This window comes from Aquabacterium sp. (assembly GCF_041909175.1).
GTDB lineage: Bacteria > Pseudomonadota > Gammaproteobacteria > Burkholderiales > Burkholderiaceae_C > Aquabacterium.
In genome coordinates this window covers 295,961-317,952 of the sequence record NZ_JAYRDZ010000006.1, presented here as the reverse complement: position 1 = coordinate 317,952, position 21,992 = coordinate 295,961, and the positions used below count along the sequence as shown (strand labels likewise).

The window sequence follows — 21,992 nt, the reverse complement described above, 5'->3', positions numbered from 1 at the left end:
GTGAGGTTGATCAGGGCATGACCTTCAGGTCCTTCACGAACTGGGTCGTGTAGGTCTTCTTCAGGTCCACTTTGCTGGGGTCAAGCAGCTTGTTCTGCACGAGCATGTCGTAGGTTTGCTTCATGCGGGCATCGGTGATCACGCCGACACCGTGCTTGGCTGCCTCGCCGCCAAAGACCATGCCGACTTCCTTCATCTTGGTGATGCCGTAGGCGATGAGGTCGTCAGTCATGTTGGGATTGTCCTTCTTGATGAGCGTGTTGCCCGGGGTCGGATCACCCTTCAGGTAGCTTTTCCAGCCTTCCATGGAGGCTTTCACGAAAGCGGCCACGGCCTTGGGCTTGTTCTTGACGGTGTCGGCCGTGCACACCACGGTGGTGGCGTAAGGGGTCCAGCCCAGATCGGCCAGCAGGAACACGGTGGGCTTGATCTTGCCTTCCTTCTCGATGCTGAAGGGCTCGGAGGCCAGGTAGCCTTGCTGAGCGATGTTCTTGTCAGCCAGGAAGGGCTGGATGCTGAAGGTGTAAGGGCGAACTTGCGAGTCGGTGAAGCCGTATTTGGTCTTGATCCACGGCCAGTAGGTGACGAGCCCGGCGCTGCCGACCAGGATGGTCTTGTCCTTGAGGTCCTGGAACTTCTTGATCTCAGGGTGAGCGATGATGACGGCGGGGTCTTTCTGGAAAGCGGCTGCCACGGTGACAGCCTGGATGCCTTGTTCCCAGGCCTTCATGGTCTGCACGTCGTAGCCCATGATGCAGTCGGCCTGGCCGGCAGCCAGGATCTGCATCAGGTTGACCTGCGGGCCACCCATCTTGATGGTCACGTCGAGGCCGGCCTTGGTGTACAGGCCGGTGGCTTGAGCTTGATAGAAGCCACCGTGTTCAGCCTGGGCATACCAGTTGGTGAGGTAGGTGAACTTTTCGCCAGCATGGGCGGCGGGCAGTGCACCTGCCAGGCAGGCCAGGGCGGTGGCCATGGCAACAGAACGGCGGGTCAGAGAACGGACATGGGTCATTGTCAAGCTCCGGTTGGGGTGAGGAAAAGTGTAGAGGTCGTCAGATGCGGCTCAGGGTCTGTTTGACCTTGGCCAGAAAGCGCTCGCGTTGGGGTTGCGTGGCGTAGTTCATGGAGTGCAGCTGCAGCCAGCGGGTCTTGCAGCCTCGGGCGAACAGCGGGCGCATGCCTTTGAGGAACATGCTGCGACCAGGGTCGCTGATGACCCGCAGCCACCACCAGGGTGAGCCTGAAGTGGTCACCCCGACAAAGCAGCGGATGTTGTCGAGGCAACCCTTGATGGCACTGAAACGATGACCACCGACCTTGAAGGCAACGGTGGGCAGCATGGTGCGGTCGAGCCAGCCTTTGAGGATGGCCGGTGGCCCGTACCACCAGGTGGGGTAGACGAGCACCAGGGTGTCGGCCCAGCGCAAGGCATCGACGTGCTCTTGCAAGCCATCGATGTTGAACTGCGGGTTGGGGATGTAGTTCTGCCGCTCCTCAGGGCTGAGGACGGGGTTGAAGCCGATCGCGTAGAGGTCGATGTCGCGGACTTCGTGGCCTGCGTTGCGCAGGGTGTCCAGCGTGGTTCGGTGGACGGCTGCACCGAAGCTGTCGGGCAGCGGGTGGGCGAACACCACCAGGCACTTCATCGGAGTAGTTGATCGGCTTGAGGTCATGTCTTGATATGGCAGGTTGACACGCTGTAACGCGGTCTGGGTCTTCCATTTCAAGAGCAATTTCCGGCCAGGGGCCCCGCTTGGTGGGCCAGCGCTGGTGAACGCTTCTACTCTTGTTCAGATCAATGCAATTGGCAGGCCAGCTTGATCTGTATCAATTCGGTGCGAGGTGGTGCGAGGTGGTGCAGTTGGGGGCGTTGAGGACAGGGTTCAGTGGTTCTGGCTACCGCGGTGAGCCCAGGCCGTGGTGCGCTTCTCGACGATGGCGAACAGTTCGTACATGATCATGGCCATGGCACCCACCACCACCAGGCCACCAAAGGCCAGGCCCATCTGCATGGACGAGCCAGCCGACATCAGCAGGTAGCCAATGCCTTCGTTGGCCGCGGTCATTTCAGACACGGTGGTACCCACGAAAGCCAGGGTGATGGCCACCTTGAGCGAGCCGTAGAAGTAGGGCAGCGAGCGGGGCAGACCGACCTTGATCAGCACATCCCAGCGCTTGGCGCCGAGCACACGCAGCACGTCTTCCAGCTCGGGTTCGAGCGTGGCCAGGCCGGTGGCGATGTTCACCATGATGGGGAAGAAGCTGATGAGGAATGCAGTGAGCACAGCCGGGCCCACGCCAATGCCGAACCACACCACGAGGATGGGGATGAAGGCGGCTTTGGGCAAGGCGTTGAAGCCGGTCATCAGAGGGTAGATGGCGGCGTAGGCGATGCGCGAACTGCCAATCAGGAAGCCCATCAGCACACCAACGACGATGGAGATGGCAAAGCCGACCATGGTCACCCAGAAGGTGCGCCAGGCGTGCTTCAGAATCTCGGCATGGAACTCGTTGAGTTGCGAGGCGATGCGGGCAGGGCTGGGGAAGATGAACTCGGATACGTTGAAGGCCGAGCAGATGGCTTGCCAGATGGCGATGAAGATCACCAGCAGCACCCACGGGGCCCAGCGCTGCATTTGCTTTTGACTCAGTTTCATTGGGCGATCTCCACGTTGCCGGTGCTGATGGTGGCGGGCTTGCGCATGGCGCCAATGTGGCCGCGGAGCTCGTGAACGATGTCGGTGAATTCGGAGGTGTAGGTCACTTCGAGGTCACGCGGACGAGGCAGTTCGATCTCGCGTTTGGCGAGGATGCGGCCTGGGCTCTTGCTCATCACGTAAACGGTGTCGGCCAGGAAAACGGCTTCGCGCAGATCGTGGGTGACCAGGATGACGTTGAACTTCTGTTCGGCCTGCAGGTCGCGCAGGGCGCACCAGAGTTCTTCGCGGGTGAAGGCGTCCAGCGCGCCGAAGGGCTCATCGAGGAGCAGCATCTTCGGTTCGTGGATCAGGGCGCGGCAGATGGATGCACGTTGTTGCATGCCGCCAGACAGTTGCCAGGGGAATTTGTCTTCGTAGCCACCGAGCCCGACGCTTTGCAGCAGGGCCCGGGCGCGCTCGGCGTATTCCTTGCGCTTGGCCTTGAAGTTGGAACGGTAAGGCTCGACGATTTCCAGCGGCAGCAGGACGTTGTCGAGCGTGGTGCGCCACGGCAGAAGCGACGGGGCCTGGAAGGCCATGCCGGTGATCTTGAGGGGCCCCGTGACCCGCTCGCCAGCGATCGTGACGGTGCCTTGCGAGGGCATCTTCAGACCGGTGGTGAGTTTCATGAATGTGGACTTGCCACACCCGGACGGGCCAACGATGGCGACGAACTCGCCTTCATGGATCTGCAGGCTCATGTCTTCAACGGCGTATTGCTTTTGAGCAAGCAGTTCATCGTTGTAGGCAAGCCAGACCTGGTTGAAATCGACAAAGGCGGACATCTCGGGGCCTTTCCTCTAGCAGTTCTTCTTGGTGGCGGGCGGCTGGCTTACTTCTTGGGCAGGATGTTCAGCTCAGCAGCGCTGGGCAGATAGTCCGATGTCCACACCAGCTTGGGGTCCACGCGGGTCTTGGTGTTGTAGGCGTCGGAAACCTGCGAAGCCATCAGCGTCAGGCGGGGCAGCTTGACCTGGCCGAAACCTTCGGCGCGGGCATCGGGGCTGGCGACCACTTCATTGATGGCCATGCGCAGGCGGCGCTTTTCCAGCTCGACGTTGATGATGCCGTCGCGGGCCTTGACGGTGTCGATGGCGGCATCCGGGTTGGCCAGGGTGTCTTTCACGCCCTTGGTGAAGGCCTTCAGGAAGCCCTTGACTGCATCAGGGTGCTCTTTGAGGAACTTGGGCGACACGATGATGGCGTTGCCGTACAGCTTCACGCCGAACTTGGCATAGGGGAACACCACCACGTCTTCTGGCTTGGCACCGCGGGCTTCCAGGTTCAGCAGCGAGGTGAACGAGAAGCCGGTGATGCCGTCGATGTCGCCACGCACCAGCATGGTTTCACGCAGGGGAGGGTCCATGCTGGTCCAGGTGACCGGGGCGATCTTGTTGGCCTTGGCGAAGATGGTCCATGCCTTGCGGCCAGCGTCGAACACGGGAGCGCCCATCTTCTTGCCGCCGAAGTCAGCCGGGCTCTTGATGCCAGACTTCTTCAGTGCGAATGCTGCAGCCGGGGTGTTGTTGTAGACCATCATCACGGCGATGGGCTTGTTGGGGGCGTCCGGGTTGTTCGCGTAGAACTCCATCAGCGCAGCCATGTCGGCAAAGCCGAGGTCATAGGTGCCAGAGGCCACGCGGGTGATGGTGCCGCCAGAGCCGCTGCCGGCATCGATGCTCACATCCAGGCCAGCTTGCTTGAAGTAACCTTTGGCTGCGGGCACCAGGAACAGGGCCGAGGGGCCCTCGAAGCGCCAGTCCAGCTGGAATTTGATGGGGGTGTCAGCGTGTGCGACACCGGGGGCGGTCAGCGACAGGGCGCTGGCTGCGGCCAGGAGGGAAACCAGAATGGTGCGGCGGGCGGTTTTTGCGGCCATGTTTCAGAGGCTCCAGGTTGAAAACTGTATACAGCTTTTTCTGTGAGCGAGATCCGTGCCAGCTTGTTATGCTGTGTCGCGGTGCATGGCAGTGAAGGAAAAAATCGATGTCTGGCGAGCAGGAAACCCATGTCGTCACGGTGCAGCCGGGAGGTTGGTCGTTTCCGGTAAACCCAGGTGAAAGTGTGCTGGAGGCCGCACTGGCTGCGGGCATCGAGTTGCCGCACTCATGCCGCAACGGCACCTGCAGAGCATGCCGTTGTCAGATGCTGTCGGGCCAGGTTAGCTACCGGATCGAGTGGCCGGGCTTGAGCCTGGATGAAAAAGAGGCCGGAGAAACCTTGCCGTGCGTGGCGTTGGTGCGCACTAATTTGGTGCTTTATGTGCCTGACGCAAAGTCAGATTGAGTGCGCTTTCTCCAGGCCACTCCGGGTTTGCGATGTGTCAACAAGCTGCCACTGTGGATGGAATGCACTTGTCTGGCGCGTGGATGCTTTCCATAATCAGATAGTCCACACACTGAATCAAGGAGCATTTCATGAGTTTTGTACAACGCCTCGGAATGGCCGCGCTCGTGCTGGCATTTGCCGCCCCGACTTTCGCCGCTGATCCGGTCGCCCCGGCTCCCGATGGCGCCAGTGCCCCAGCCAAGAAACCTCATCTGATCAAGCGTGATGGCCGCACGAATCGTTGGGATACCCCGACCTGGACGCTGATGACGCCGGAAGAGCAAAAGGCGCACCGCGCCAAGATGCACAGCATGAAGTCATTCGACGAATGTCAGGCCTATGTGACCGAACACCACGCCGCCATGGCAGATCGCGCCAAGGAGCAGGGCAAGCAAATGCCTGATCCCGAGCGCAAGGACGTCTGCAAGTGGTTGAAGAAAAAGTAAGGTGCGCAGCTTCGGTGTGACCGAGGCTGTTCAATAAGCCCACGCCACGGTCAGGTTGTACTGAGCATCGTGGTAGTGGCTCAAGCCTGTGCTGCCTTGAACCTGCATGTTCAGGCGCAGCGTGGGTTTGGGGTTGTAGGTGAGGCCTGCCGTGCCTTGCGTCATCCAGTGCCGGGAGGCACCTGGATCAAGGTAATCAGGGTGACTGACGTGGCTGACGCCCAGTCCCAGTTCAGGTTGCCATGTGCCATCGCCCATGCGGGGTGCCCAGCGCACTTCATTCAGCCACTCGGCTTGTGTGATACCCACGCCTGCTTCGGTCACCGCAGACGCCGATGCATATTCGTGACCTGTCGTCAGCAGCGATTTGAGGCCCCAAGCTGGGCTGAGCTGATAGCGCGTCCAGACCGTGGCGTCAGCTCTCCAGCCATATTGAGTGCCACGGGTCATGGTGCTGGAGTCGTCAGCGGTCTGCGCATAGCGCGTACGGGTCAGCGCCAGCATGCCTGACAGGCGCCAGTTCGGTGCCAGGGCCTTGTCCGTGAAGCCGGCCACACCCAGTTGGTCCAGGCGAATGCGGACGTTGGCACTTGCGCCGAGGTTGCCGTGTCCGTAATAGCCCACCAGGCCCCAGTCGGCTGAATAGGCGCGTCCCAGTCTGGCGCCGGCCGCGAGGTTGCGCATGATGGCGCTGTATTGGGTGTCGCCTGAGCCGCCTCGGCTTTGCTCGAAACCGGCAGTCACACCCGGGGCCGATGTGACCTGGGTGTTGCTGTTGGTGGTGTCACTGAGGTTGGAGACGGCACCTGGTGCGGAGCTCACGCCCAGTTGATCGACCACGCGCACATTGGATTGCGTCAGGCTGCGCTGCGCGGTTGCCATGGCAGTCTGGGTCAGTAGCTGTGCAGCTTGTTGGGTGCTCAGGCCCGCCTTGCTGATCACCAGATGCAGCGTGGATTCCTTCTGGATGTTGTAGTCGGCCAGCGTGCGGCCTTCTTCGAGCTGCTTGCCCGCGAAGATCAGTCTTTGCTGCTCAGGCGGGATGCCTTCCTTGTCCTGAATCTTCTGCTTGACGACGTCGATGCTGTCGCTTGGCTCGACTTCCAGTGCAATGGTCTTGCCTGTGGGCGTCTTGACGAAAATCTGCATGGCAAATGCCGGTGCACAAGCCAGGACACAGACGGCGGCGACAACATGGGCAGGACGGAACGACATCGGGACTACTTGGTGGATGGCAACCGTCACATGCTAGTTGGCTGTGAAATTTTGTAATGAAAAATAAAGGCTGCCAAACAACAAGCTGTTGTGTTGTTTGGCAGCCTTCGGTGGTGCTGAGAAGGCGCGTCGGCGCTCAGCTCAGCAGGTCGAGCAGCGTGCGCGCCACCACCTTGGTGGCCTTGCGCAGGTCTTCCAGCACCAGGTGTTCGTCGGCGCGCTTGGCATTGGATTCGAACACGGTGCGCGGGCCCGCGCCGTAGATCACGGCCGGAATGCCCTGGGCGCAATAGAGCCGCACATCGGTGTAGAGCGGGGTGCCACTGGTGGGAATGGGCTCACCGAAAACGGTCTCACCGTGTTTTTGCAGGGCATCGACCAACGGGGCGTTGCCGGGTAGGGGCTTGAGCGAGTTGGCCAGCAACAGGCGCTTGATGTCCACCTTGATGCCGGGGTAGGTGGCTGCCGCATCGGCAATCACACGGCGGATGTCGGCTTCAACCTGTACCGGATCTTCTTCTGGAATCATGCGGCGATCGAGCTTGAACGACACCTTGCCGGGCACGACGTTGGTGTTGGTGCCGCCTTCGATGCGGCCCACATTCAGGTAGGGGTGGTTGATGCCCGGCACCTGCGATGAAATGCCCTTGTACAGCGTGTTTTGCGCATACAGGGCATTGAGGATGGCCACGGCACCTTGCAGCGCATCGACACCGGTTTCCGGAATGGCGGCGTGTGCCATCACCCCATGCACGGTCACTTCCATTTGCAGGCAACCGTTGTGGGCTGTGACCACCTGGTAGCTGAAGCCGGCAGCCATCATCAGGTCGGGTTTGGTGAGGCCCTGCTTGAGGATCCAGCCCGGGCCCAGTTCACCGCCAAACTCTTCGTCGTAGGTGAAGTGCAACTCCACACCACCCTTGAGCGGGCGTTGCAGCGACTCCAGCGCACGCAAGGCGAAGGTGTAGGTGGCGAAATCACTCTTGCTGACAGCGGCTGCCCGGCCATAGAGCTTGCCATCGACAACCTCGCCACCATAAGGTGGGTGGGTCCAGCCCTCGCCGGGAGGGACCACGTCACCATGGGCGTTCAGCGCGATGGTGCGTCCGCCACTGCCGAAGCGGCGGCGCACGATCAGGTTGGTGATGCTGGTCAGGCCGTAGTCCTTGACCTCCTGCTCGGGCACCGCGTGCTTCTCTGCGGTGTAGCCCCATTGGGCAAGCAAGTCTGCGGTGCGTTCGGCGTGAGGAGCGTTGTTGCCCGGCGGCGTGTCTGTCGGGACCTGAACCAGGGCCTGCAGGAAGCTCACCTCTTCGTCGAAGTGCGCGTCAATCCAGGCGTCCAGCTGGGTGTAGGGCAGGGTGGTGTTGTCGCTCATGAGGCGCTCAATTCTGATTCGAGTTGTTGGATGACGTGCTGGAAGGCTTCCACGCACAATTGGGCATCGTCGCAGGTGATGGTTTCAAGCGGGTTATGACTGATGCCGGCGTTGCCGCCCCGCACGAACAGCATGGCCTGCGGGAACGCCTGATGCAGCTTCATGGCATCGTGGCCAGCCCCACTGGGCAGGCGGTACGGCGGCAGCCCTACGGCTTCCACAGCCTGTTGCCAACGTGCCAGCCACGGCGCTGCACTGGGTGCGGCTGGCGCGGTGAGGCTGTTGACCAGGGTGTATTGCAGACCCCGACGTGCACAGATGGTCTGAAGCCGTGCGAGCACATCGGCCGCCAGCGCATCGCGCTGCTGGTCGTTGGGGGCGCGCAGGTCCAGTGTGAACTGGCAGCGGCCGGGCACCACGTTGATCGACCCGTGCGGAACGTGCACCACGCCAACCGTGCCCACCGAGGGGCCGATGGGGCTGCTGAGGTCTTGTGCGGCACGCTGTTCGACATACAGCACCAGCTCCGCCACAGCGGCAGCGGCATCTTTGCGGCGGTCCATCGGGGTGGTGCCAGCGTGGCTGGCCAGCCCGATCACCTCGCCGGTGTAGCGGGCGCTGCCGTTGATGGAGGTCACCACGCCCAGTGGCATGTCGAGTTCGTCGAGCACCGGGCCTTGCTCGATGTGCACTTCGATGAACCCCAGATAGTCGGCAGGGGCGCGCTTTTCAGCGTCGATGGCTTCCATCGTGGCCGGCAGGCCCGCGCCATCCATGGCCTGACGCAGGGTGATGCCATTGGCGTCGCTCTGGTCAAGCCAGTAGGGGTTGAAGTCACCCACCAGTGCGCTGGAACCCAGGAAGGTGGCGGCATAGCGCTGACCTTCTTCTTCGGCAAAGCCGACCACTTCGATGCCAAAGGGCAATCGTTTGCATGATTCGTGAAGGGCCTTCACACAGGCCATGGGCACGAAGATGCCCAGGCGTCCGTCGTATTTGCCTCCGTCGCGCACGGTGTCGTAGTGCGAGCCCGTCAACAGGTATGGGGCGCTGGCGGTGGCTGCGTGGTAGCGGCCGACCACATTGCCGACGGCATCCAGCCGCACCTCGTCAAAGCCGCAGGCCTTCATCCAGGTTTGCAGTTGCTGCGCGCAGGTGCGGTGGGCGGGGGTGAGGTAGGTGACGGTCAGGGGCTGGCGTCCACCGGCAGCCTCCGGTGCATCGTCACTGTGCGCCGCCAGCGTTTCAGCCCAGTCCCAGACCTGTTGGCCGGCTGCCGGTGTGTGGTCGAACTTGTCGTTCAGCCGGATTTCTGCAATGCGGTGGATGTTGCGCAGGCACTCGGCCAACTCGAAGTCGGCGTGGTTGTGCAGGCGACGCGAGAACGTCTCGATGATCTGACTGCGGCTCAAGCCCAGGCCACGCGGGCCGCGTACCGCCAGGATGAAAGGCCAGCCAAAGCGGGCGTTGTAGTCGCTGTTGAGTTGCTGCAACTGCGCAAACTCTTCTGCAGTGCAGTGGGTGAGGCCGGCCTTGCTTTGCTCATTGGTCGACTCGGCCGTCAGCTCACCGGCAATGGCGGCCTTGCCTGCCAATTCCGGGTGGGCACGGATGAGGCCCAGCTGAAGGTCTCGCCCGGCGTGTCGCACCACCTGAGCCAGCGCGTATTTCAACTGAGCCAGTGTGCGGAAGGGGCGTTGCGCCCAGGCGGCTTCGGCAATCCAGGGCGAGTGCTCGTAGACACCGTCGAGCAGCGCGACGAAGGCGGTCTGGTCGGCGACGTTGAGTTGGTCGAGAGTCAGGGTCATGGATCAGCGCTGTGGGGCTTGATAAGGGTGGGTGGCACGCCAGTGGCGGGCAATGTCGATACGGCGGCAAACCCAGACCTTGTCGTGCGACTGGATATGGTCCAGGAATTTCTGCAAGGCGCGCAAGCGGCCAGGGCGGCCGAGGATGCGGCAGTGCATGCCGATGCTCAGCATCTTGGGCTGGTTGAGGCCACTGGGGTCACCTTCGGCATAGAGCACATCGAAGGCATCGCGCAGGTAGGTGAAGAAATCTTCACCCTGAGAGAACCCCTGCGGCAGACCGAAGCGCATGTCGTTCGTGTCCATGGTGTAGGGCACGATGAGCTGCTGCATGACCTCGCCATTGCTCTTGGTGACCGGCATCCAGAAGGGCAGGTCGTCACCGTAGTAGTCGCTGTCGTACTCGAACCCGCCAAAATCAGCAACCAGGCGATGGGTGTGGGGGCTGTCTCGGCCGGTGTACCAGCCCAGTGGGCGCTCACCCGTCAGTTCTTCAATGATCTGCATGCCGATGCGCATGTGCTCGCGCTCGGTCGCTTCATCGATCTGCTGGTAGTTGATCCAGCGCCAGCCATGGCAGGCGATTTCATGGCCCAGGTCCTTGAAGGCCTGTGTGAGGTCAGGGTGGCGCTGCAAGGCCATGCTCACCCCGAAGATCGTCAGGGGCAGCCCGCGTTGCTCGAATTCACGCAGCAGACGCCAGACACCGGCACGCGAACCATACTCATAGATGGATTCCATCGAGAGGTGGCGGTCCGGGAACGAGGGCGGGTTGAACATCTCGCTGAGAAACTGCTCGCTGCCGGCGTCACCGTGCAGCACGCAGTTTTCGCCGCCTTCTTCGTAGTTCAGGACGAACTGCACGGCAATGCGTGCGCCGTTCGGCCATTGCGCGTGAGGGATCTGTCGGCCGTAGCCGATGAGGTCACGCGGGTACGTTTGTGCGTTGGAGTTCATGGGTCTTGCGATCTGTCAGTTGCTTCTCGACCGTAGCCAAGTGCTCGTGGAGCAGGTGGATGGCGCGGTCCAGGTCCTTGGCTTCAAGTGCGTGCAGGATGTCGACGTGTTCGGCGTTGGAGGCTTCGGCATCGTCAGCCGACTGGTACATCAGGGTGATGAGCGAGCAGCGCGAGACCAGTTCCTGCATCAACTCGACCAGCACCCGGTTGCCCAGGATCTGTGCCATCACCACGTGGAAGTCGAACAGCAGCTTGGTCCGAGAGGACACATCGTTGCGTTTGACGGCGTCGCGCTCGGCCTTGATGTGGGCTTTGAGACGGCGGATGTCGGGTGCCTTGATCTTCTCGACCAGCTGGCTGAGCATCTGGCTTTCCACCATGCGTCGCACGGCGAATATTTCACGTGCTTCCGTGATGGAGGGCTCCGCAACGAAGGCCCCTCGTGCCGGCTCAAGACGCACCAATTTGAGTTGCGAAAGTCGGAACAGGGCCTGCCTCACGATGGTGCGCGACACACCAAAACGGTCACCAATCGTTTGCTCCACCAGTTTGGCGCCAGGTTGGAGCTTGTGTTCCACGATGGCTCGGATGATGGCGGCAACGATGGCTTCGGTGGAGGATGTTTCAGAGGCATCCATGCCCGGGCCGATCTCTGTCGAGAGGGCAAGGGCATCGACCTTGGTCAGCCTGGGGTTCTTGCGTGGGACGCTCATCGTGAGTAAAGTGTATACAGTTTTGATGTTTGTCTGCAAGTGGGGTACCCGGTAACTGGCGGGCCCGTGATTTGCAAAGGTGTATACAGGCACATGCCATGCCAGGACTGAAAGATGACTGATTCCAATCTACATGAAAGCGCCCTGTCTGCGGGGCGTCTCACGACACACGTGCTTGACACCATGCAGGGCCGCCCGGCTTGCGGCATGGCGGTCGAGCTCTATGCCTGGCGCGATGACGCATGGCAATTGATCAAGCAGGTGCATACCAACGACGATGGTCGCGTGGATGCCCCCATGCTGGCAGGCGCCGATTTCCAGATCGGGCGCTACCGCCTGGTGTTTGACGTGGAAGGCTATTTCCGTGCGCAGGGCGTGGCTCTGCACGAGCCGGCCTTCCTGGGCAAGGTGCCGCTCGATTTCGGCCTGGCGCAGCCCACGCACTACCACGTGCCTTTGCTGGTCAGCCCCTGGGCTTATTCCACTTACCGCGGGAGCTGAGCATGACGGAGTTGTCTCCCTGGCTGGGTTACGCCATGGACTGGGTCAATCTGCTGCTGCGTTGGGCGCACGTGATCGTCGCCATCGCCTGGATTGGTTCGTCTTTCTATTTTGTCTGGCTGGACAATTCGCTGACACCGCCAGAAGACCCCGCACTCAAGGAAAAGGGTGTCGGTGGTGAGTTGTGGGCCGTGCACGGTGGGGGCTTCTACAACCCTCAGAAGTACCTGGGTGCGCCCAAGAAGTTGCCAGCCCATCTGCATTGGTTCTTCTGGGAAAGCTACTCGACCTGGCTGACCGGGTTTGCCTTGTTCACAGTGCTCTACCTGTTCAATGCCAGCACCTTCCTGATCGACAAGAACCTGATGGACTGGCCGCCGGTTGCCGCGGTGCATGCGGCCCTGGGTTTTCTGGTCGGCTTCTGGCTGATTTACGACGTGCTGTGCCGTACCGTCGGGCGCAAGCCGGGTAACGATGGCTTGCTAGGTGCCCTGGTGTTTGCCGTGGTGGTCTTTGCGAGCTGGCTGGCCTGTCAGTTGTTTGCAGGCCGTGCTGCCTTCCTGCTGATCGGTGCGATGATGGCCACGACCATGAGCGCCAACGTGTTCTTCTGGATCATCCCAGGTCAGCGCAAGGTGGTGGCGGCGATGAAGGCCGGGCAGCCTGTGGACCCGGTTCATGGCCAGCGCGGCAAGCAGCGCAGCGTGCACAACACCTACTTCACGATGCCGGTGCTGTTTGCGATGCTGAGCAACCACTACCCGTTTGTGACAGGCGCCAAGCACAACTGGATCGTGCTGGTGCTGATGATGCTGGCAGCAGCCCTGATCCGTCAGTTCTTCGTGGCGCGTCACAAGACCGAGGTGGCGGGCAAGCGGGCACCCTGGGGGTGGGCGATTGCAGGTGTGCTGATCTTGCTGGGCGTGGCCGTGTGGGTGGCGCCGGCACCGCAGGCCAAGGTGGAGGCAGCTGCGGTCGATACGCCGCAAGCCAAGGCGGCCCAGTGGGCCCATGTGCAGGACATCGTCAAGCAGCGTTGTGTGCTGTGCCACAACGCCAACCTGGCTAACAAGGGCGTGCGACTTGATCAGCCTGAGCTGATCGTGCAGGAAGCCCAGCGGGTGTACCAGCAGGTAGCGGTCCTCAAGACCATGCCGCTCAACAACGCCACCCAGATCACCGATGCGGAACGGGCCACCCTGGCCCAGTGGTTCCAGGCCGGCGGCAAGGCTGCCCCCTGATTCTGAGCATTCAGGCTTGAGCGCCGCTCAGGCCTGAACCAGTTGGCGGGCGAAGCCGTTGTGCCGCTCGACCAGCGGGCCCAGGTCTACCGTGGTCAACTGGCCATGGTCAGCGACCACTTTACCATTGACGATGGTCCACGCCGTGATGGCGCTGTGCCCAAACACCAGAGCAGCCACCGGGTCATGTACGGCGCAGCCCGCCATGTCCAGCGTGCGCAGGTCATAGATGGCCATGTCTGCTGCCTTGCCGACAGCCAGTTGGCCGATGTCGTCGCGCCCCAGCACGCGGGCTGAACCGCGGGTAGCCAGTCTCAAGGCATCGCGGGCACTCATGTCGGATGGGCCGTGGTCGCAGCCAAACGGCTCCAGCGCGCGCCCGACGCGGGCCAGGAGCATGGCCTGACGGGTTTCCGCCAGCAGGTGGGCTGCATCGTTGCTGGCCGAGCCATCCACGCCAATACCGACAGGAACGCCGGCGTCGATCATTTTCCGCACAGGCGCAATGCCGGACGCCAGACGCATGTTGCTGCAAGGGCAGTGTGCGACCCCTGTGCCTGTGGCGGCGAAGCGCCCAATGCCATGGGCATCGAGCTTGACGCAGTGGGCATGCCACACATCGTCTCCCAGCCAGCCCAGCTCTTCTGCATATTCGGTCGGCGTGCACCCGAAATGGGCGCGGCTGTAGGCCACGTCGTGGTCGTTTTCGGCCAGGTGGGTGTGCAAGCGCACGCCCAGTTTGCGAGCCAGATAGGCCGACTCGCGCATCAGATCCCGGCTAACGCTGAAGGGGGAGCAAGGGGCCACTACCACGCGTGTCATGGCCAGGTCGTCGGCATCGTGATGGGTTTCAACCAGGCGCAAGGTGTCGGCCAGGATGGCGTCTTCCTTTTCGACCAGCGTGTCGGGTGGCAGGCCACCGGCACTTTCGCCCACACTCATGGAGCCCCGGCTGGCGTGAAACCGCATGCCGATTTCCCGGGCCGCATGGATGCTGTCATCCAGTCGAACCCCGTTGGGATACAGGTAGAGGTGGTCGCTGCTGGTGGTGCAGCCCGAACGCAGCAATTCAGCCATCGCGATCTGCGTGGACACATGGATCATGTCCGGCGTGATGCGCGACCAGATGGGATAGAGCGCCTTGAGCCAGCTGAACAGTTCAGCGTTTTGCGCGGCCGGAATGGCGCGCGTCAGGCTCTGGAACATGTGGTGGTGGGTATTGATCAGGCCGGGGATGACCACGTGGCCCCTGGCATCGATCACCTGGTCGGCCTGGGCCAGTAACTGCGGGTCCAACGTTTCAGTTGGGCCCATGGCCAGAATGCGGGGGCCTTGCACCAGCACACTGGCGCGGGGCCACTCCGTGCCGGCGTCATTCATGGTGACAACCCAGTCGGCGTCGCGGATCAGCAGGGTAGGGGCGTGGTTCATGAGGTCAATCGTGGCCGTGTATGGAGGTGATGGGCGGGCAGACCTGCAGCAACTGGCCCACAACGGCCATGGCGATCACGGCAGGCTCCTTGCCCTCAATGCCCGGGATACCGATGGGGCAGGTCATGCGAGCGAGCGTATCAGCCGAAATCCCTTGCTCACTGAGTCGGTGCAGGAATTTGGCCTTCTTGGTCTTCGAGCCGATCATCCCCGCGTAGTGGAAGTCGCCTTTTTTCAGCACGGCGCTGATGATGCGCAAGTCAAGATCGTGCCGGTGTGTGAGGACCAGGTGACAGGCACCCGGCGGCGCATCGGGCACCTCGTGCTCCGCGGCATCCGTCGGTAGCCAGGTGATGTGTGGTGGCAGGCTGGCCAGCATGGCCTCGCTCGGTAGCCCCGGGGCATCCGGTCCGCTGTCGTCTCCGCGTTCGTCAATCCAGCGGACGGTGCAGTCCAGGTCCGCCAGCAGTCGGATGATCGCCTGCCCGACATGGCCTGCGCCGTGCAAGTCCAGATGGAAGCGGGCTGGCGGCACCATCCAGGCCTCCAGTTCCGCCGCGTTCAGGGGCGCAAAGCGCAGGGTGAGGGCACCGCCGCAACACTGCCCCAGGGTTGGTCCCAAGGCCAAGTCGGCTGTCCATGCTGCCAGGTTGAGCCCTTGTGTTTCGCGCAGGGCCTGACGAGCCTGCTCAATGGCTTGCCACTCCAGATGGCCGCCACCGATGGTCCCGTGCACCTCACTCAAGCCGACCAGCATGCGCACCCCGGCTTCTCGTGGTGTGGAGCCTTTGATGGCGACCACTTCCACGATCAGGGCAGGCTGCTCAGCGGCCAGCCAGGCCGCAGCGGTCTGCCTGTGAGCGCGGACCGTCTGGCTGGTCATGCTGCGGCCTTGACGGCGTCAATGGCGTCGAGGATGGCCTCGGGCGTAGCTGGCACACGCAGTGGCGGGTCGACGCGGTGCTGGCCCACGGCCGACACCGCATCGCGGATGGCCAGGAAGACCGAGAAGGGCAGGATCATGGGGGGCTCGCCCACCGCTTTGGACCGGTAGACGGTGTCTTCCACGTTGCGGTTCTGGAACAGCTTGACGTTGAACTCGGCGGGCACATCGCTGGCGGTCGGGATCTTGTAGGTCGATGGCGCATGGGTCATCAACTTGCCACTTTGCGGGTGCCAGTAGAGTTCCTCGTTGGTCATCCAGCCCATGGCCTGGATGAAAGCCCCTTCAACCTGACCGATGTCCAGTGCCGGGTTGATGGACTGTCCGACATCGTGCAGGGCATCGGCACGCAGTACCTTGCACTCGCCGGTCAGGGTATCGAGCAGCACCTCGGCCACCGCCGCGCCGTAAGCAAAGTAATAGAAGGGGCGGCCCTGCATGGTGTGGCGGTCCCAGTGCAGTTTGGGCGTGGCGTAGAAGCCGTCCGACCACAACTGGATGCGCGACACATAGGCGTCCTGAGCCACTTCGGCGAAGGTGAGCGCTTTGTCGCCGACCTGCACCATGTCGTGCGCAAACCGGATGGTTTCAACCGGAACCTGGTACTGCGCAGCCAGGTGGGCTACCAACCGACCCTTGATGTGGTTGGCTGCGTCCACCGCAGCCTTGCCATTGAGGTCGGTGCCGGTGGAGGCCGCCGTGGCGGAGGTGTTGGCTACCTTGGTGGTGTCGGTTGCGCTCACCCGGATACGCGACAGGCTCACGCCCAGGGTCTGCGCCACCATCTGGGCAACCTTGGTGTTGAGGCCTTGCCCCATTTCCGTGCCGCCATGGTTGACCAGCACGCTGCCATCGGCATAGATGTGCACCAAGGCGCCCGCCTGGTTCAGGTGCACGAGGTTGAACGAGACACCGAACTTGCAGGGCACCAGTGCCAGCCCCTTCTTCAGGACGGGGCTGGTTGCATTGAAAGCGGAAACGGCTTCACGACGGGCGCGGTAGTCGCTGGTGGCAACCAGCTCGTCGATCAGCGGGCGGATCACATTGTCTTCAATGGTCTGCCCGTAAGGCGTCACATTGCGCTCGGTTTCACCATAGAGGTTGGCCAGGCGCACATCGAGCGGGTCCATGCCCAGCTTGCGGGCGATGTTGTCGAGGATGACTTCCATCGCAAAGGCGCCTTGCGGGCCGCCGAAACCGCGGAATGCGGTGTTGCTCTGGGTGTTGGTCTTGGCGCAGTAACCCGCCATCGACACGGCCGGCAACCAGTAAGCGTTGTCGAAGTGGCACAGGGCGCGGGCCATCACGGGGGGCGACATGTCTGCCGAGAACCCCGCGCGGGAGATCATGTCGACCTTGGTCCCAAGGACGCGGCCGGCATCATCATGGCCCACCTCGAAGTCGAAGTAGAAGCAGTGCCGGCGCCCGGTGATCATCATGTCATCGTCGCGGTCGAAGCGCAGCTTGACCGGGCGCCGGGTGCGCTGCGCTGCGATGGCTGCAATGCGGGCACAGTAGGCTGACTGCGACTCCTTGCCTCCAAAGCCACCACCCATGCGGCGGCATTCAACCTGCACCTGGTGGGATTGCATGCCCAGTGCGTGCGCCACCAGATGCTGCATTTCAGATGGGTGCTGCGTCGAGCACAGCACATACATGCCATCGTTTTCCTTGGGCACGGCATACGAGATCTGGCTTTCCAGATAGAACTGCTCTTGCCCACCCAGATCAAAGTGTCCTGACCAGCGATGTGGGGCGCTGGCGAGTGCCGCATCGGCATCGCCCCGTGCCATGTGCATGGGTGGCACGACATAAGAGCCCATGGCATGGGCTTCTTCGGGCTTCAGCACTGCGGGCAGGGGCTCGATTTCCAGAAAGTCCTTGGCTCTGGCTGCGGCGCGCCGAGCGGCTTCGCGGTCGGTCGACAGCACCGCAAAGACGGGCTGCCCCACGTGGCAGACCTCATCGATCGGGAGGATCGGTTCATCTTCGATGATGGCGCCAGTGATGTTGTCGCCGGGCACGTCGTGGCCGGTGATGATGGCAAACACGCCAGGCAGCGCCTTGAGGCCGTCCACATCAATCTTGATGAGGCGACCGTGCGCCACAGGCGACAGCCCGAGGGCGCAATGCAGGGTACCGGCCAATTCGGGCACGTCGTCGGTGTATGGGGCCGTGCCGGTGACGTGCAGGTGGGCCGATTCGTGGCGGACGTTCTGGCCAGCAACCTGATGCGGGTTTTGCAGATCGAACTTGGCTGCTTCAATGGGGTGGTTCATGGTGTTCTCCGCCTTCAGTTCGATGCCTGTGCAGGCCAGACCTGCACTGTCTGAGGAGCCAGTGGTGCCTGTAGCCGTGTTTCGAGCCAGAAACGTTCGAGCAGGTTGGCGGCGACCTTGCTGCGGTAGTGGGCTGTGGCACGCAGGTCGCTCATGGGCTGGAAGTCCTCAGCCAGTGCGGCCTGGGCTGCGCGCAGGGTTGCTTCATTCCACGGCTGACCCACCAGCGCTGCCTCGGTCTTGGCCGAACGTCGTGCCGTGGCGGCCATGCCTCCCCAGCCGAGTCGCGCCTGGGTGATCAGGCCTTGATCGTCCAGGTGGATCACCAAACCGGCGCACAGGGCCGAGATGTCGCTGTCACGCCGCTTGGAGACTTTGTAGGCCCGCACGATGTCGCCCGCTTTCGGCAGGGGCACGCGGATGGCTTCGACAAATTCACCGGCTTGCAGGGCGTTCTTCATGTAATCCAGGTAGAACGCATTCAAGGCCAGCGTGCGGCGTTGCTCACCTTGACGCAACACCAGCTCCGCGCCGAGCGACAGCAAAATGGGGGCGCCATCGCCAATGGGAGAGCCATTGGCGACATTGCCGCCCAGCGTGCCGGCATGGCGCACCGGCGGCGAGGCAAAACGCAGCCAGACTTCCCGCAGCGTGGGGATGCGCGCGACCAGTGCCGACCAGGCCGCTTCCAGCGTGACACCGGCGCCAATCGTCAGCCAGCCATCGGCTTCCTGCACCGTCTGCAGCTCAGCCACACGGCCGAGATAGAGGATGTCGCCCAGTGGGCGGAACTGCTTGGTCACCCACAGGCCGATGTCGGTGCTGCCAGCCAACAGGCGAGCCTGCGGCAGGGTCTGGCGCCAATGGGCCAGATCGGCCAACGTGCGTGGGGCAATGAAGCGCGAAGTCTTGCCCGGTTCTGCTGCATCTGGCGCCTCGTAGATGAAGGTCGGGTCTCGGGCATCGAGTTGCTTGAGCGCCTCGACAGCCGGATGGGTGTCCAGGCAGACGCGTGGCGCGTCATACATCTGCTCGCCGGCATCCAGAATCGGGCGGTAGCCCGTGCAGCGGCACAAGTTGCCCGACAAGGCATCAGCCAGCATCTCGCGTGGCAGGGGTTTGGCGTTGTCTTCGTAGATCTGCCACAGCGACATCACGAAGCCCGGGGTGCAAAAGCCACACTGCGAGCCATGGCAGTCAACCATGGCTTGTTGTGCGGGGTGCAGATGCCCAGGGGTCTGTGCACTGACGTCTTCTACTGAATACAGGGCCTTGCCGTCCATGGTGGGCAACAACTGGATGCAGGCATTGACGGTGCGGCGTTGCAGCTCGCCGCTGCTGGGGTCGAGCTCGCCAACCACCACGGTACAGGCGCCACAGTCGCCTTCGGCACAGCCCTCCTTGGTGCCGGTGCAGTGCGCATGTTCGCGCAGCCATTGCAGCACGGTGGTGGTAGGGGGCAGCCCCGCCACGGTCTGGATCTGACCCTGGTGGAAAAACTGGATGGGGCGAGATTGAGGGTCGCTCATGGCGAAACTCCTGGAGCAGCAGAAATAAGGGCCTGATCAGGCCGACACACCAACTCGGTGAATAGTTGAGTTGTATACAAAGCGTACTGTGCTCGGATGCAAGCGGTATACCATGTGGTTGATAACTATTATCAGACCGCCAATATGAGCAAGGATGCTGTTTTCGAGAAGATCGATTTGTCCCTCATCCGTGTCTTGCACACCGTGATCACCGAATGCAGCGTTTCCCGGGCGGCCATCCGCCTGCAGTCCAGCCAACCGGCTGTCAGTGCTCAGCTCAAGCGTCTGCGTGAGCTGACGGGAGACCCTTTGCTTGTGCGGTGCGGGCAGAGCATGGCGCCCACCGATGTGGCGCTGAGCCTCCTCGAGCCGGCGTCCATCATCCTGCATCAGGCGCAGAGCATGTTCGGCAACAAGAGCACGGTGCGCGACTTTGATCCGTCGACCACCGCGCTCACCTACCGCATTGCTGCAACGGACTATCTTGATCCGTACTTTCTGCCCGAGCTGACCCTGCGGCTCAGGCGCCTTGCCCCGCACATCCGTGTGGAGGTCATCCAGTTGACCTCTGACCTGGATTACCGCCGAAGTCTGGCGCGGGGGGAGGTTGATCTGGTGATCGGGAACTGGCTGGAGCCCTCCGATGAACTGCATCTGGGGCGTTTGATGACGGACGACGTGGTCTGCCTGGTGTCTGAAGACCATCCAGCCGCGCGCCTGCCTCGCGAAGGCAGACGGGCCTGGAGTGTCGAACAATACCTGGCGGCCGAACATGTCTCACCTCCACCGTTGCACCCCGGTGCACTCGGCATCATCGACGAGCAACTTGCCATGCAGGGGATGCGTCGGAACATTGTGGTCCGTAACCCGCACTTTGCCCAGCTTCCTTATATGGTGGCAGGGTCACTGCTGGTCCTGACCACGGGGCGGCGCTTCTGTGAACGTTACGTGCAGCATCTGAAAGTGAAGATCATCCGGTGTCCGGTGAGCTTCCCTTCGATGAACTACTATCAGCTCTGGCACGATCTCACTCACCACTCCGCAGCCAGCAGGTGGCTGCGTGAGCAGGTGCGAGATGTTGTCAGGAACCTGCACCAGGTGCGTCCGCCCCAGCGCAATGATGACCTTGCGGTGGTTTCAACCAAACCGTGACTCTCATGACTGACTCATCTTTGGCCCTTGCCTCCAGGTCGCCCGTGTCCGGGCGTTGGGCCGTTCGCGCCGATCTGCTTGATTTTGTCGATGACCCTGGCTTTGCGGCACCTGCCGAGGCGCCGGGTGTGCGCTGGCGTCCTGACCATGTGCTGCTGGTGGACGGCGAGCGCATCGCGGCCATCCAGCCGGCATCTGCCCCCCTGCCCGAGGGGTGGACCGATGTGCCCGTGGTGGACCGACGCGGTCAGCTGCTGATGCCGGGATTCATCGATACCCATGTGCACAGCCCGCAGCTCGATGTGATCGCGAGCTATGGCACCGAGCTGCTTGACTGGCTCAATACCTACACCTTTCCGGCAGAAAAACGGTATGCAGATCCGGAGGTGTCGCGGGTCGGGGCCGAGCGTTTTCTCGGCGCACTCTGGGCCAACGGCACGACCTCGGCCGTGGTGTTCCCGACGGTCCACAAAGTCAGTGCCGATGCCTTGTTCAAGGTGGCCTCGGCGCGGCGCATGCGCTTGATCGCTGGCAAGGTGCTGATGGATCGACACGCGCCTGACGGTTTGCGCGACGATGTCGAGCAGGCCGAAAAGGATTGCGTGGACCTCATCACGCAGTGGCACGGGCGTGATCGCCTGGCTTTTGCCGTAACTGTACGGTTTGCACCCACGAGCACCCCTGAGCAATTGGCCATGGCAGGGCGGCTGTTTCAGGCGCACCCCGGCACCTATATGCAGACGCACGTCTCGGAAAACCGGGATGAAATCCGATGGGTGGAGGAGTTGTTCCCCACCGCCCGCAGTTATCTGGATGTATACGATCGAGAGGGGCTCATCGGTGCGCGCTCCATTTTGGCGCATGGTGTCTGGCTGAATGCCGAAGATCGCGCAGTGCTGCGCGAATATGGTGCACAAATTGCACACAGTCCTTCCTCCAACCTGTTCCTGGGCAGCGGCCTGTTCGACTGGATGAAGGCGGAGCACGAAGGGGTGAACGTGAGTCTCGCCAGCGACGTCGGCGGGGGTACCAGCCTGTCGATGCTGCGCAACATGGGAGACGCCTACAAGGTGCAAGCGATGCAAGGCGTACGGCTCTCTGCGTGGAAGGCTTTGTATACAGTTACATTGGGCGCTGCGCGCCATCTGGGCCTGTCGGATGAGATCGGCCGACTCGAGCCCGGAAGCGTGGCAGACCTCACGCTCTGGTGCTGGGCGAAGGGCCAGGTGGCGGAACACCGTGATCAGCTGGCCCGCGACTTGCACGAACGTGTATTCAGTTGGATGACGCTGGGTGACGAGCGGAACCTCCTGGCCACCTATGTGGCAGGGAACTGCGTCTACCAGGCTGATGAGCCAACCCACTGA

20 protein-coding genes are annotated in these 21,992 nt (G+C 62.3%); 6 read left to right on the top strand and 14 right to left on the bottom strand.

Going from position 1 to position 21,992, the window contains the following annotated elements:
* Window positions 1–10: 10 nt before the first annotated feature.
* The 5 genes from ACE3PH_RS11380 to ACE3PH_RS11360 all read right to left on the bottom strand — a co-directional run bounded on the left by ACE3PH_RS11380 (window position 11) and on the right by ACE3PH_RS11360 (window position 4,581).
* On the bottom strand, window positions 11–1,015 hold the full coding sequence (locus ACE3PH_RS11380; RefSeq protein ID WP_374318982.1) for an ABC transporter substrate-binding protein: 1,005 nt from the start codon (window positions 1,013–1,015) through the stop codon (window positions 11–13).
* Window positions 1,016–1,055: 40 nt separating this feature from the next.
* Complete coding sequence (locus tag ACE3PH_RS11375) at window positions 1,056–1,649, bottom strand: NAD(P)H-dependent oxidoreductase (RefSeq protein WP_374318980.1); 594 nt, start codon at window positions 1,647–1,649, stop codon at window positions 1,056–1,058.
* Window positions 1,650–1,886: 237 nt separating this feature from the next.
* Window positions 1,887–2,660: an ABC transporter permease gene (locus ACE3PH_RS11370; RefSeq protein ID WP_374318978.1), complete on the bottom strand. Its 774-nt coding sequence runs from the start codon at window positions 2,658–2,660 to the stop codon at window positions 1,887–1,889.
* Window positions 2,657–3,487, bottom strand: coding sequence for an ABC transporter ATP-binding protein (locus ACE3PH_RS11365; protein ID WP_374318976.1), 831 nt, complete (start codon window positions 3,485–3,487; stop codon window positions 2,657–2,659). The genes ACE3PH_RS11370 and ACE3PH_RS11365 overlap by 4 nt, the downstream gene beginning before the upstream one ends.
* A 47-nt stretch (window positions 3,488–3,534) precedes the next feature.
* A complete protein-coding gene (locus tag ACE3PH_RS11360; RefSeq protein WP_374318974.1) occupies window positions 3,535–4,581 on the bottom strand; it encodes an ABC transporter substrate-binding protein in 1,047 nt (348 codons plus the stop codon).
* 107 nt (window positions 4,582–4,688) lie between these two features.
* On the opposite strand from ACE3PH_RS11360, the gene ACE3PH_RS11355 reads away from it, so the two are divergent.
* Together ACE3PH_RS11355 and ACE3PH_RS11350 are read left to right on the top strand one after the other, a co-directional pair.
* Window positions 4,689–4,988, top strand: coding sequence for a 2Fe-2S iron-sulfur cluster-binding protein (locus ACE3PH_RS11355; protein WP_374318972.1), 300 nt, complete (start codon window positions 4,689–4,691; stop codon window positions 4,986–4,988).
* Between the two features lie 131 nt (window positions 4,989–5,119).
* Window positions 5,120–5,476 (top strand): hypothetical protein, encoded by a 357-nt coding sequence (locus ACE3PH_RS11350; protein ID WP_374318970.1) that lies wholly within the window; start codon window positions 5,120–5,122, stop codon window positions 5,474–5,476.
* Window positions 5,477–5,506: 30 nt separating this feature from the next.
* Here the strand turns inward: ACE3PH_RS11350 and ACE3PH_RS11345 are convergent, their stop codons facing one another.
* From ACE3PH_RS11345 to ACE3PH_RS11325, 5 genes are all read right to left on the bottom strand, one after another.
* Window positions 5,507–6,625 carry a ubiquitin-like protein gene (locus ACE3PH_RS11345; protein WP_374318968.1) on the bottom strand — a complete coding sequence of 373 codons (1,119 nt, stop codon included), beginning with the start codon at window positions 6,623–6,625 and terminating at the stop codon, window positions 5,507–5,509.
* 202 nt (window positions 6,626–6,827) lie between these two features.
* Entirely contained in the window at window positions 6,828–8,069 is a 1,242-nt protein-coding gene (locus tag ACE3PH_RS11340; RefSeq protein WP_374318966.1) for a M20/M25/M40 family metallo-hydrolase, read from the bottom strand.
* Window positions 8,066–9,877, bottom strand: a complete 1,812-nt coding sequence (gene uraD, locus ACE3PH_RS11335) for a 2-oxo-4-hydroxy-4-carboxy-5-ureidoimidazoline decarboxylase (RefSeq protein WP_374318964.1) — start codon at window positions 9,875–9,877, stop codon at window positions 8,066–8,068. The genes ACE3PH_RS11340 and uraD overlap by 4 nt, the downstream gene beginning before the upstream one ends.
* Window positions 9,878–9,880: 3 nt before the next feature.
* Window positions 9,881–10,834: an allantoinase PuuE gene (gene puuE / locus ACE3PH_RS11330; protein ID WP_374318962.1), complete on the bottom strand. Its 954-nt coding sequence runs from the start codon at window positions 10,832–10,834 to the stop codon at window positions 9,881–9,883.
* Window positions 10,803–11,474 (bottom strand): GntR family transcriptional regulator, encoded by a 672-nt coding sequence (locus tag ACE3PH_RS11325; RefSeq protein WP_374319017.1) that lies wholly within the window; start codon window positions 11,472–11,474, stop codon window positions 10,803–10,805. The genes puuE and ACE3PH_RS11325 overlap by 32 nt, the downstream gene beginning before the upstream one ends.
* A gap of 189 nt (window positions 11,475–11,663) precedes the next feature.
* Here ACE3PH_RS11325 and uraH point away from each other — a divergent pair, with 189 nt between their 5' ends.
* Complete coding sequence (uraH, locus tag ACE3PH_RS11320; protein WP_374318960.1) at window positions 11,664–12,050, top strand: hydroxyisourate hydrolase; 387 nt, start codon at window positions 11,664–11,666, stop codon at window positions 12,048–12,050.
* Window positions 12,051–12,052: 2 nt separating this feature from the next.
* A complete protein-coding gene (locus ACE3PH_RS11315) occupies window positions 12,053–13,291 on the top strand; it encodes a urate hydroxylase PuuD (protein ID WP_374318958.1) in 1,239 nt (412 codons plus the stop codon).
* A 27-nt stretch (window positions 13,292–13,318) separates the two neighbouring features.
* Here the strand turns inward: ACE3PH_RS11315 and ACE3PH_RS11310 are convergent, their stop codons facing one another.
* Genes ACE3PH_RS11310 through xdhA form a run of 4 tightly spaced genes read right to left on the bottom strand, consistent with a single transcriptional unit; the run spans window position 13,319 to window position 19,473 of the window.
* On the bottom strand, window positions 13,319–14,722 hold the full coding sequence (locus tag ACE3PH_RS11310; protein WP_374318956.1) for an 8-oxoguanine deaminase: 1,404 nt from the start codon (window positions 14,720–14,722) through the stop codon (window positions 13,319–13,321).
* 4 nt (window positions 14,723–14,726) lie between these two features.
* The gene (gene xdhC, locus ACE3PH_RS11305; protein ID WP_374318954.1) at window positions 14,727–15,605 is read right to left on the bottom strand and encodes a xanthine dehydrogenase accessory protein XdhC; all 879 of its coding nucleotides are present in this window, start codon (window positions 15,603–15,605) and stop codon (window positions 14,727–14,729) included.
* Complete coding sequence (gene xdhB / locus ACE3PH_RS11300) at window positions 15,602–17,944, bottom strand: xanthine dehydrogenase molybdopterin binding subunit (protein WP_374318952.1); 2,343 nt, start codon at window positions 17,942–17,944, stop codon at window positions 15,602–15,604. The genes xdhC and xdhB overlap by 4 nt, the downstream gene beginning before the upstream one ends.
* Before the next feature lie 14 nt (window positions 17,945–17,958).
* A complete protein-coding gene (xdhA, locus tag ACE3PH_RS11295) occupies window positions 17,959–19,473 on the bottom strand; it encodes a xanthine dehydrogenase small subunit (protein WP_374318950.1) in 1,515 nt (504 codons plus the stop codon).
* A gap of 144 nt (window positions 19,474–19,617) precedes the next feature.
* Here xdhA and ACE3PH_RS11290 point away from each other — a divergent pair, with 144 nt between their 5' ends.
* A complete protein-coding gene (locus ACE3PH_RS11290; RefSeq protein ID WP_374318948.1) occupies window positions 19,618–20,625 on the top strand; it encodes a LysR family transcriptional regulator in 1,008 nt (335 codons plus the stop codon).
* A 5-nt stretch (window positions 20,626–20,630) separates the two neighbouring features.
* Window positions 20,631–21,992, top strand: coding sequence for a guanine deaminase (guaD, locus tag ACE3PH_RS11285; RefSeq protein ID WP_374318946.1), 1,362 nt, complete (start codon window positions 20,631–20,633; stop codon window positions 21,990–21,992).

Excerpts from the sequence above, each read along its gene's own strand:
- ACE3PH_RS11380 (WP_374318982.1), bottom strand. The coding sequence starts at position 1,015 with ATGACCCATGTCCGTTCTCTGACCCGCCGTTCTGTTGCCATGGCCACC.
- ACE3PH_RS11375 (WP_374318980.1), bottom strand. The coding sequence starts at position 1,649 with ATGAAGTGCCTGGTGGTGTTCGCCCACCCGCTGCCCGACAGCTTCGGT.
- ACE3PH_RS11370 (WP_374318978.1), bottom strand. The coding sequence starts at position 2,660 with ATGAAACTGAGTCAAAAGCAAATGCAGCGCTGGGCCCCGTGGGTGCTG.
- ACE3PH_RS11365 (WP_374318976.1), bottom strand. The coding sequence starts at position 3,487 with ATGTCCGCCTTTGTCGATTTCAACCAGGTCTGGCTTGCCTACAACGAT.
- ACE3PH_RS11360 (WP_374318974.1), bottom strand. The coding sequence starts at position 4,581 with ATGGCCGCAAAAACCGCCCGCCGCACCATTCTGGTTTCCCTCCTGGCC.
- ACE3PH_RS11355 (WP_374318972.1), top strand. The coding sequence starts at position 4,689 with ATGTCTGGCGAGCAGGAAACCCATGTCGTCACGGTGCAGCCGGGAGGT.
- ACE3PH_RS11350 (WP_374318970.1), top strand. The coding sequence starts at position 5,120 with ATGAGTTTTGTACAACGCCTCGGAATGGCCGCGCTCGTGCTGGCATTT.
- ACE3PH_RS11345 (WP_374318968.1), bottom strand. The coding sequence starts at position 6,625 with ATGCAGATTTTCGTCAAGACGCCCACAGGCAAGACCATTGCACTGGAA.
- ACE3PH_RS11340 (WP_374318966.1), bottom strand. The coding sequence starts at position 8,069 with ATGAGCGACAACACCACCCTGCCCTACACCCAGCTGGACGCCTGGATT.
- uraD (WP_374318964.1), bottom strand. The coding sequence starts at position 9,877 with ATGACCCTGACTCTCGACCAACTCAACGTCGCCGACCAGACCGCCTTC.
- puuE (WP_374318962.1), bottom strand. The coding sequence starts at position 10,834 with ATGAACTCCAACGCACAAACGTACCCGCGTGACCTCATCGGCTACGGC.
- ACE3PH_RS11325 (WP_374319017.1), bottom strand. The coding sequence starts at position 11,474 with ATGGATGCCTCTGAAACATCCTCCACCGAAGCCATCGTTGCCGCCATC.
- uraH (WP_374318960.1), top strand. The coding sequence starts at position 11,664 with ATGACTGATTCCAATCTACATGAAAGCGCCCTGTCTGCGGGGCGTCTC.
- ACE3PH_RS11315 (WP_374318958.1), top strand. The coding sequence starts at position 12,053 with ATGACGGAGTTGTCTCCCTGGCTGGGTTACGCCATGGACTGGGTCAAT.
- ACE3PH_RS11310 (WP_374318956.1), bottom strand. The coding sequence starts at position 14,722 with ATGAACCACGCCCCTACCCTGCTGATCCGCGACGCCGACTGGGTTGTC.
- xdhC (WP_374318954.1), bottom strand. The coding sequence starts at position 15,605 with ATGACCAGCCAGACGGTCCGCGCTCACAGGCAGACCGCTGCGGCCTGG.
- xdhB (WP_374318952.1), bottom strand. The coding sequence starts at position 17,944 with ATGAACCACCCCATTGAAGCAGCCAAGTTCGATCTGCAAAACCCGCAT.
- xdhA (WP_374318950.1), bottom strand. The coding sequence starts at position 19,473 with ATGAGCGACCCTCAATCTCGCCCCATCCAGTTTTTCCACCAGGGTCAG.
- ACE3PH_RS11290 (WP_374318948.1), top strand. The coding sequence starts at position 19,618 with ATGAGCAAGGATGCTGTTTTCGAGAAGATCGATTTGTCCCTCATCCGT.
- guaD (WP_374318946.1), top strand. The coding sequence starts at position 20,631 with ATGACTGACTCATCTTTGGCCCTTGCCTCCAGGTCGCCCGTGTCCGGG.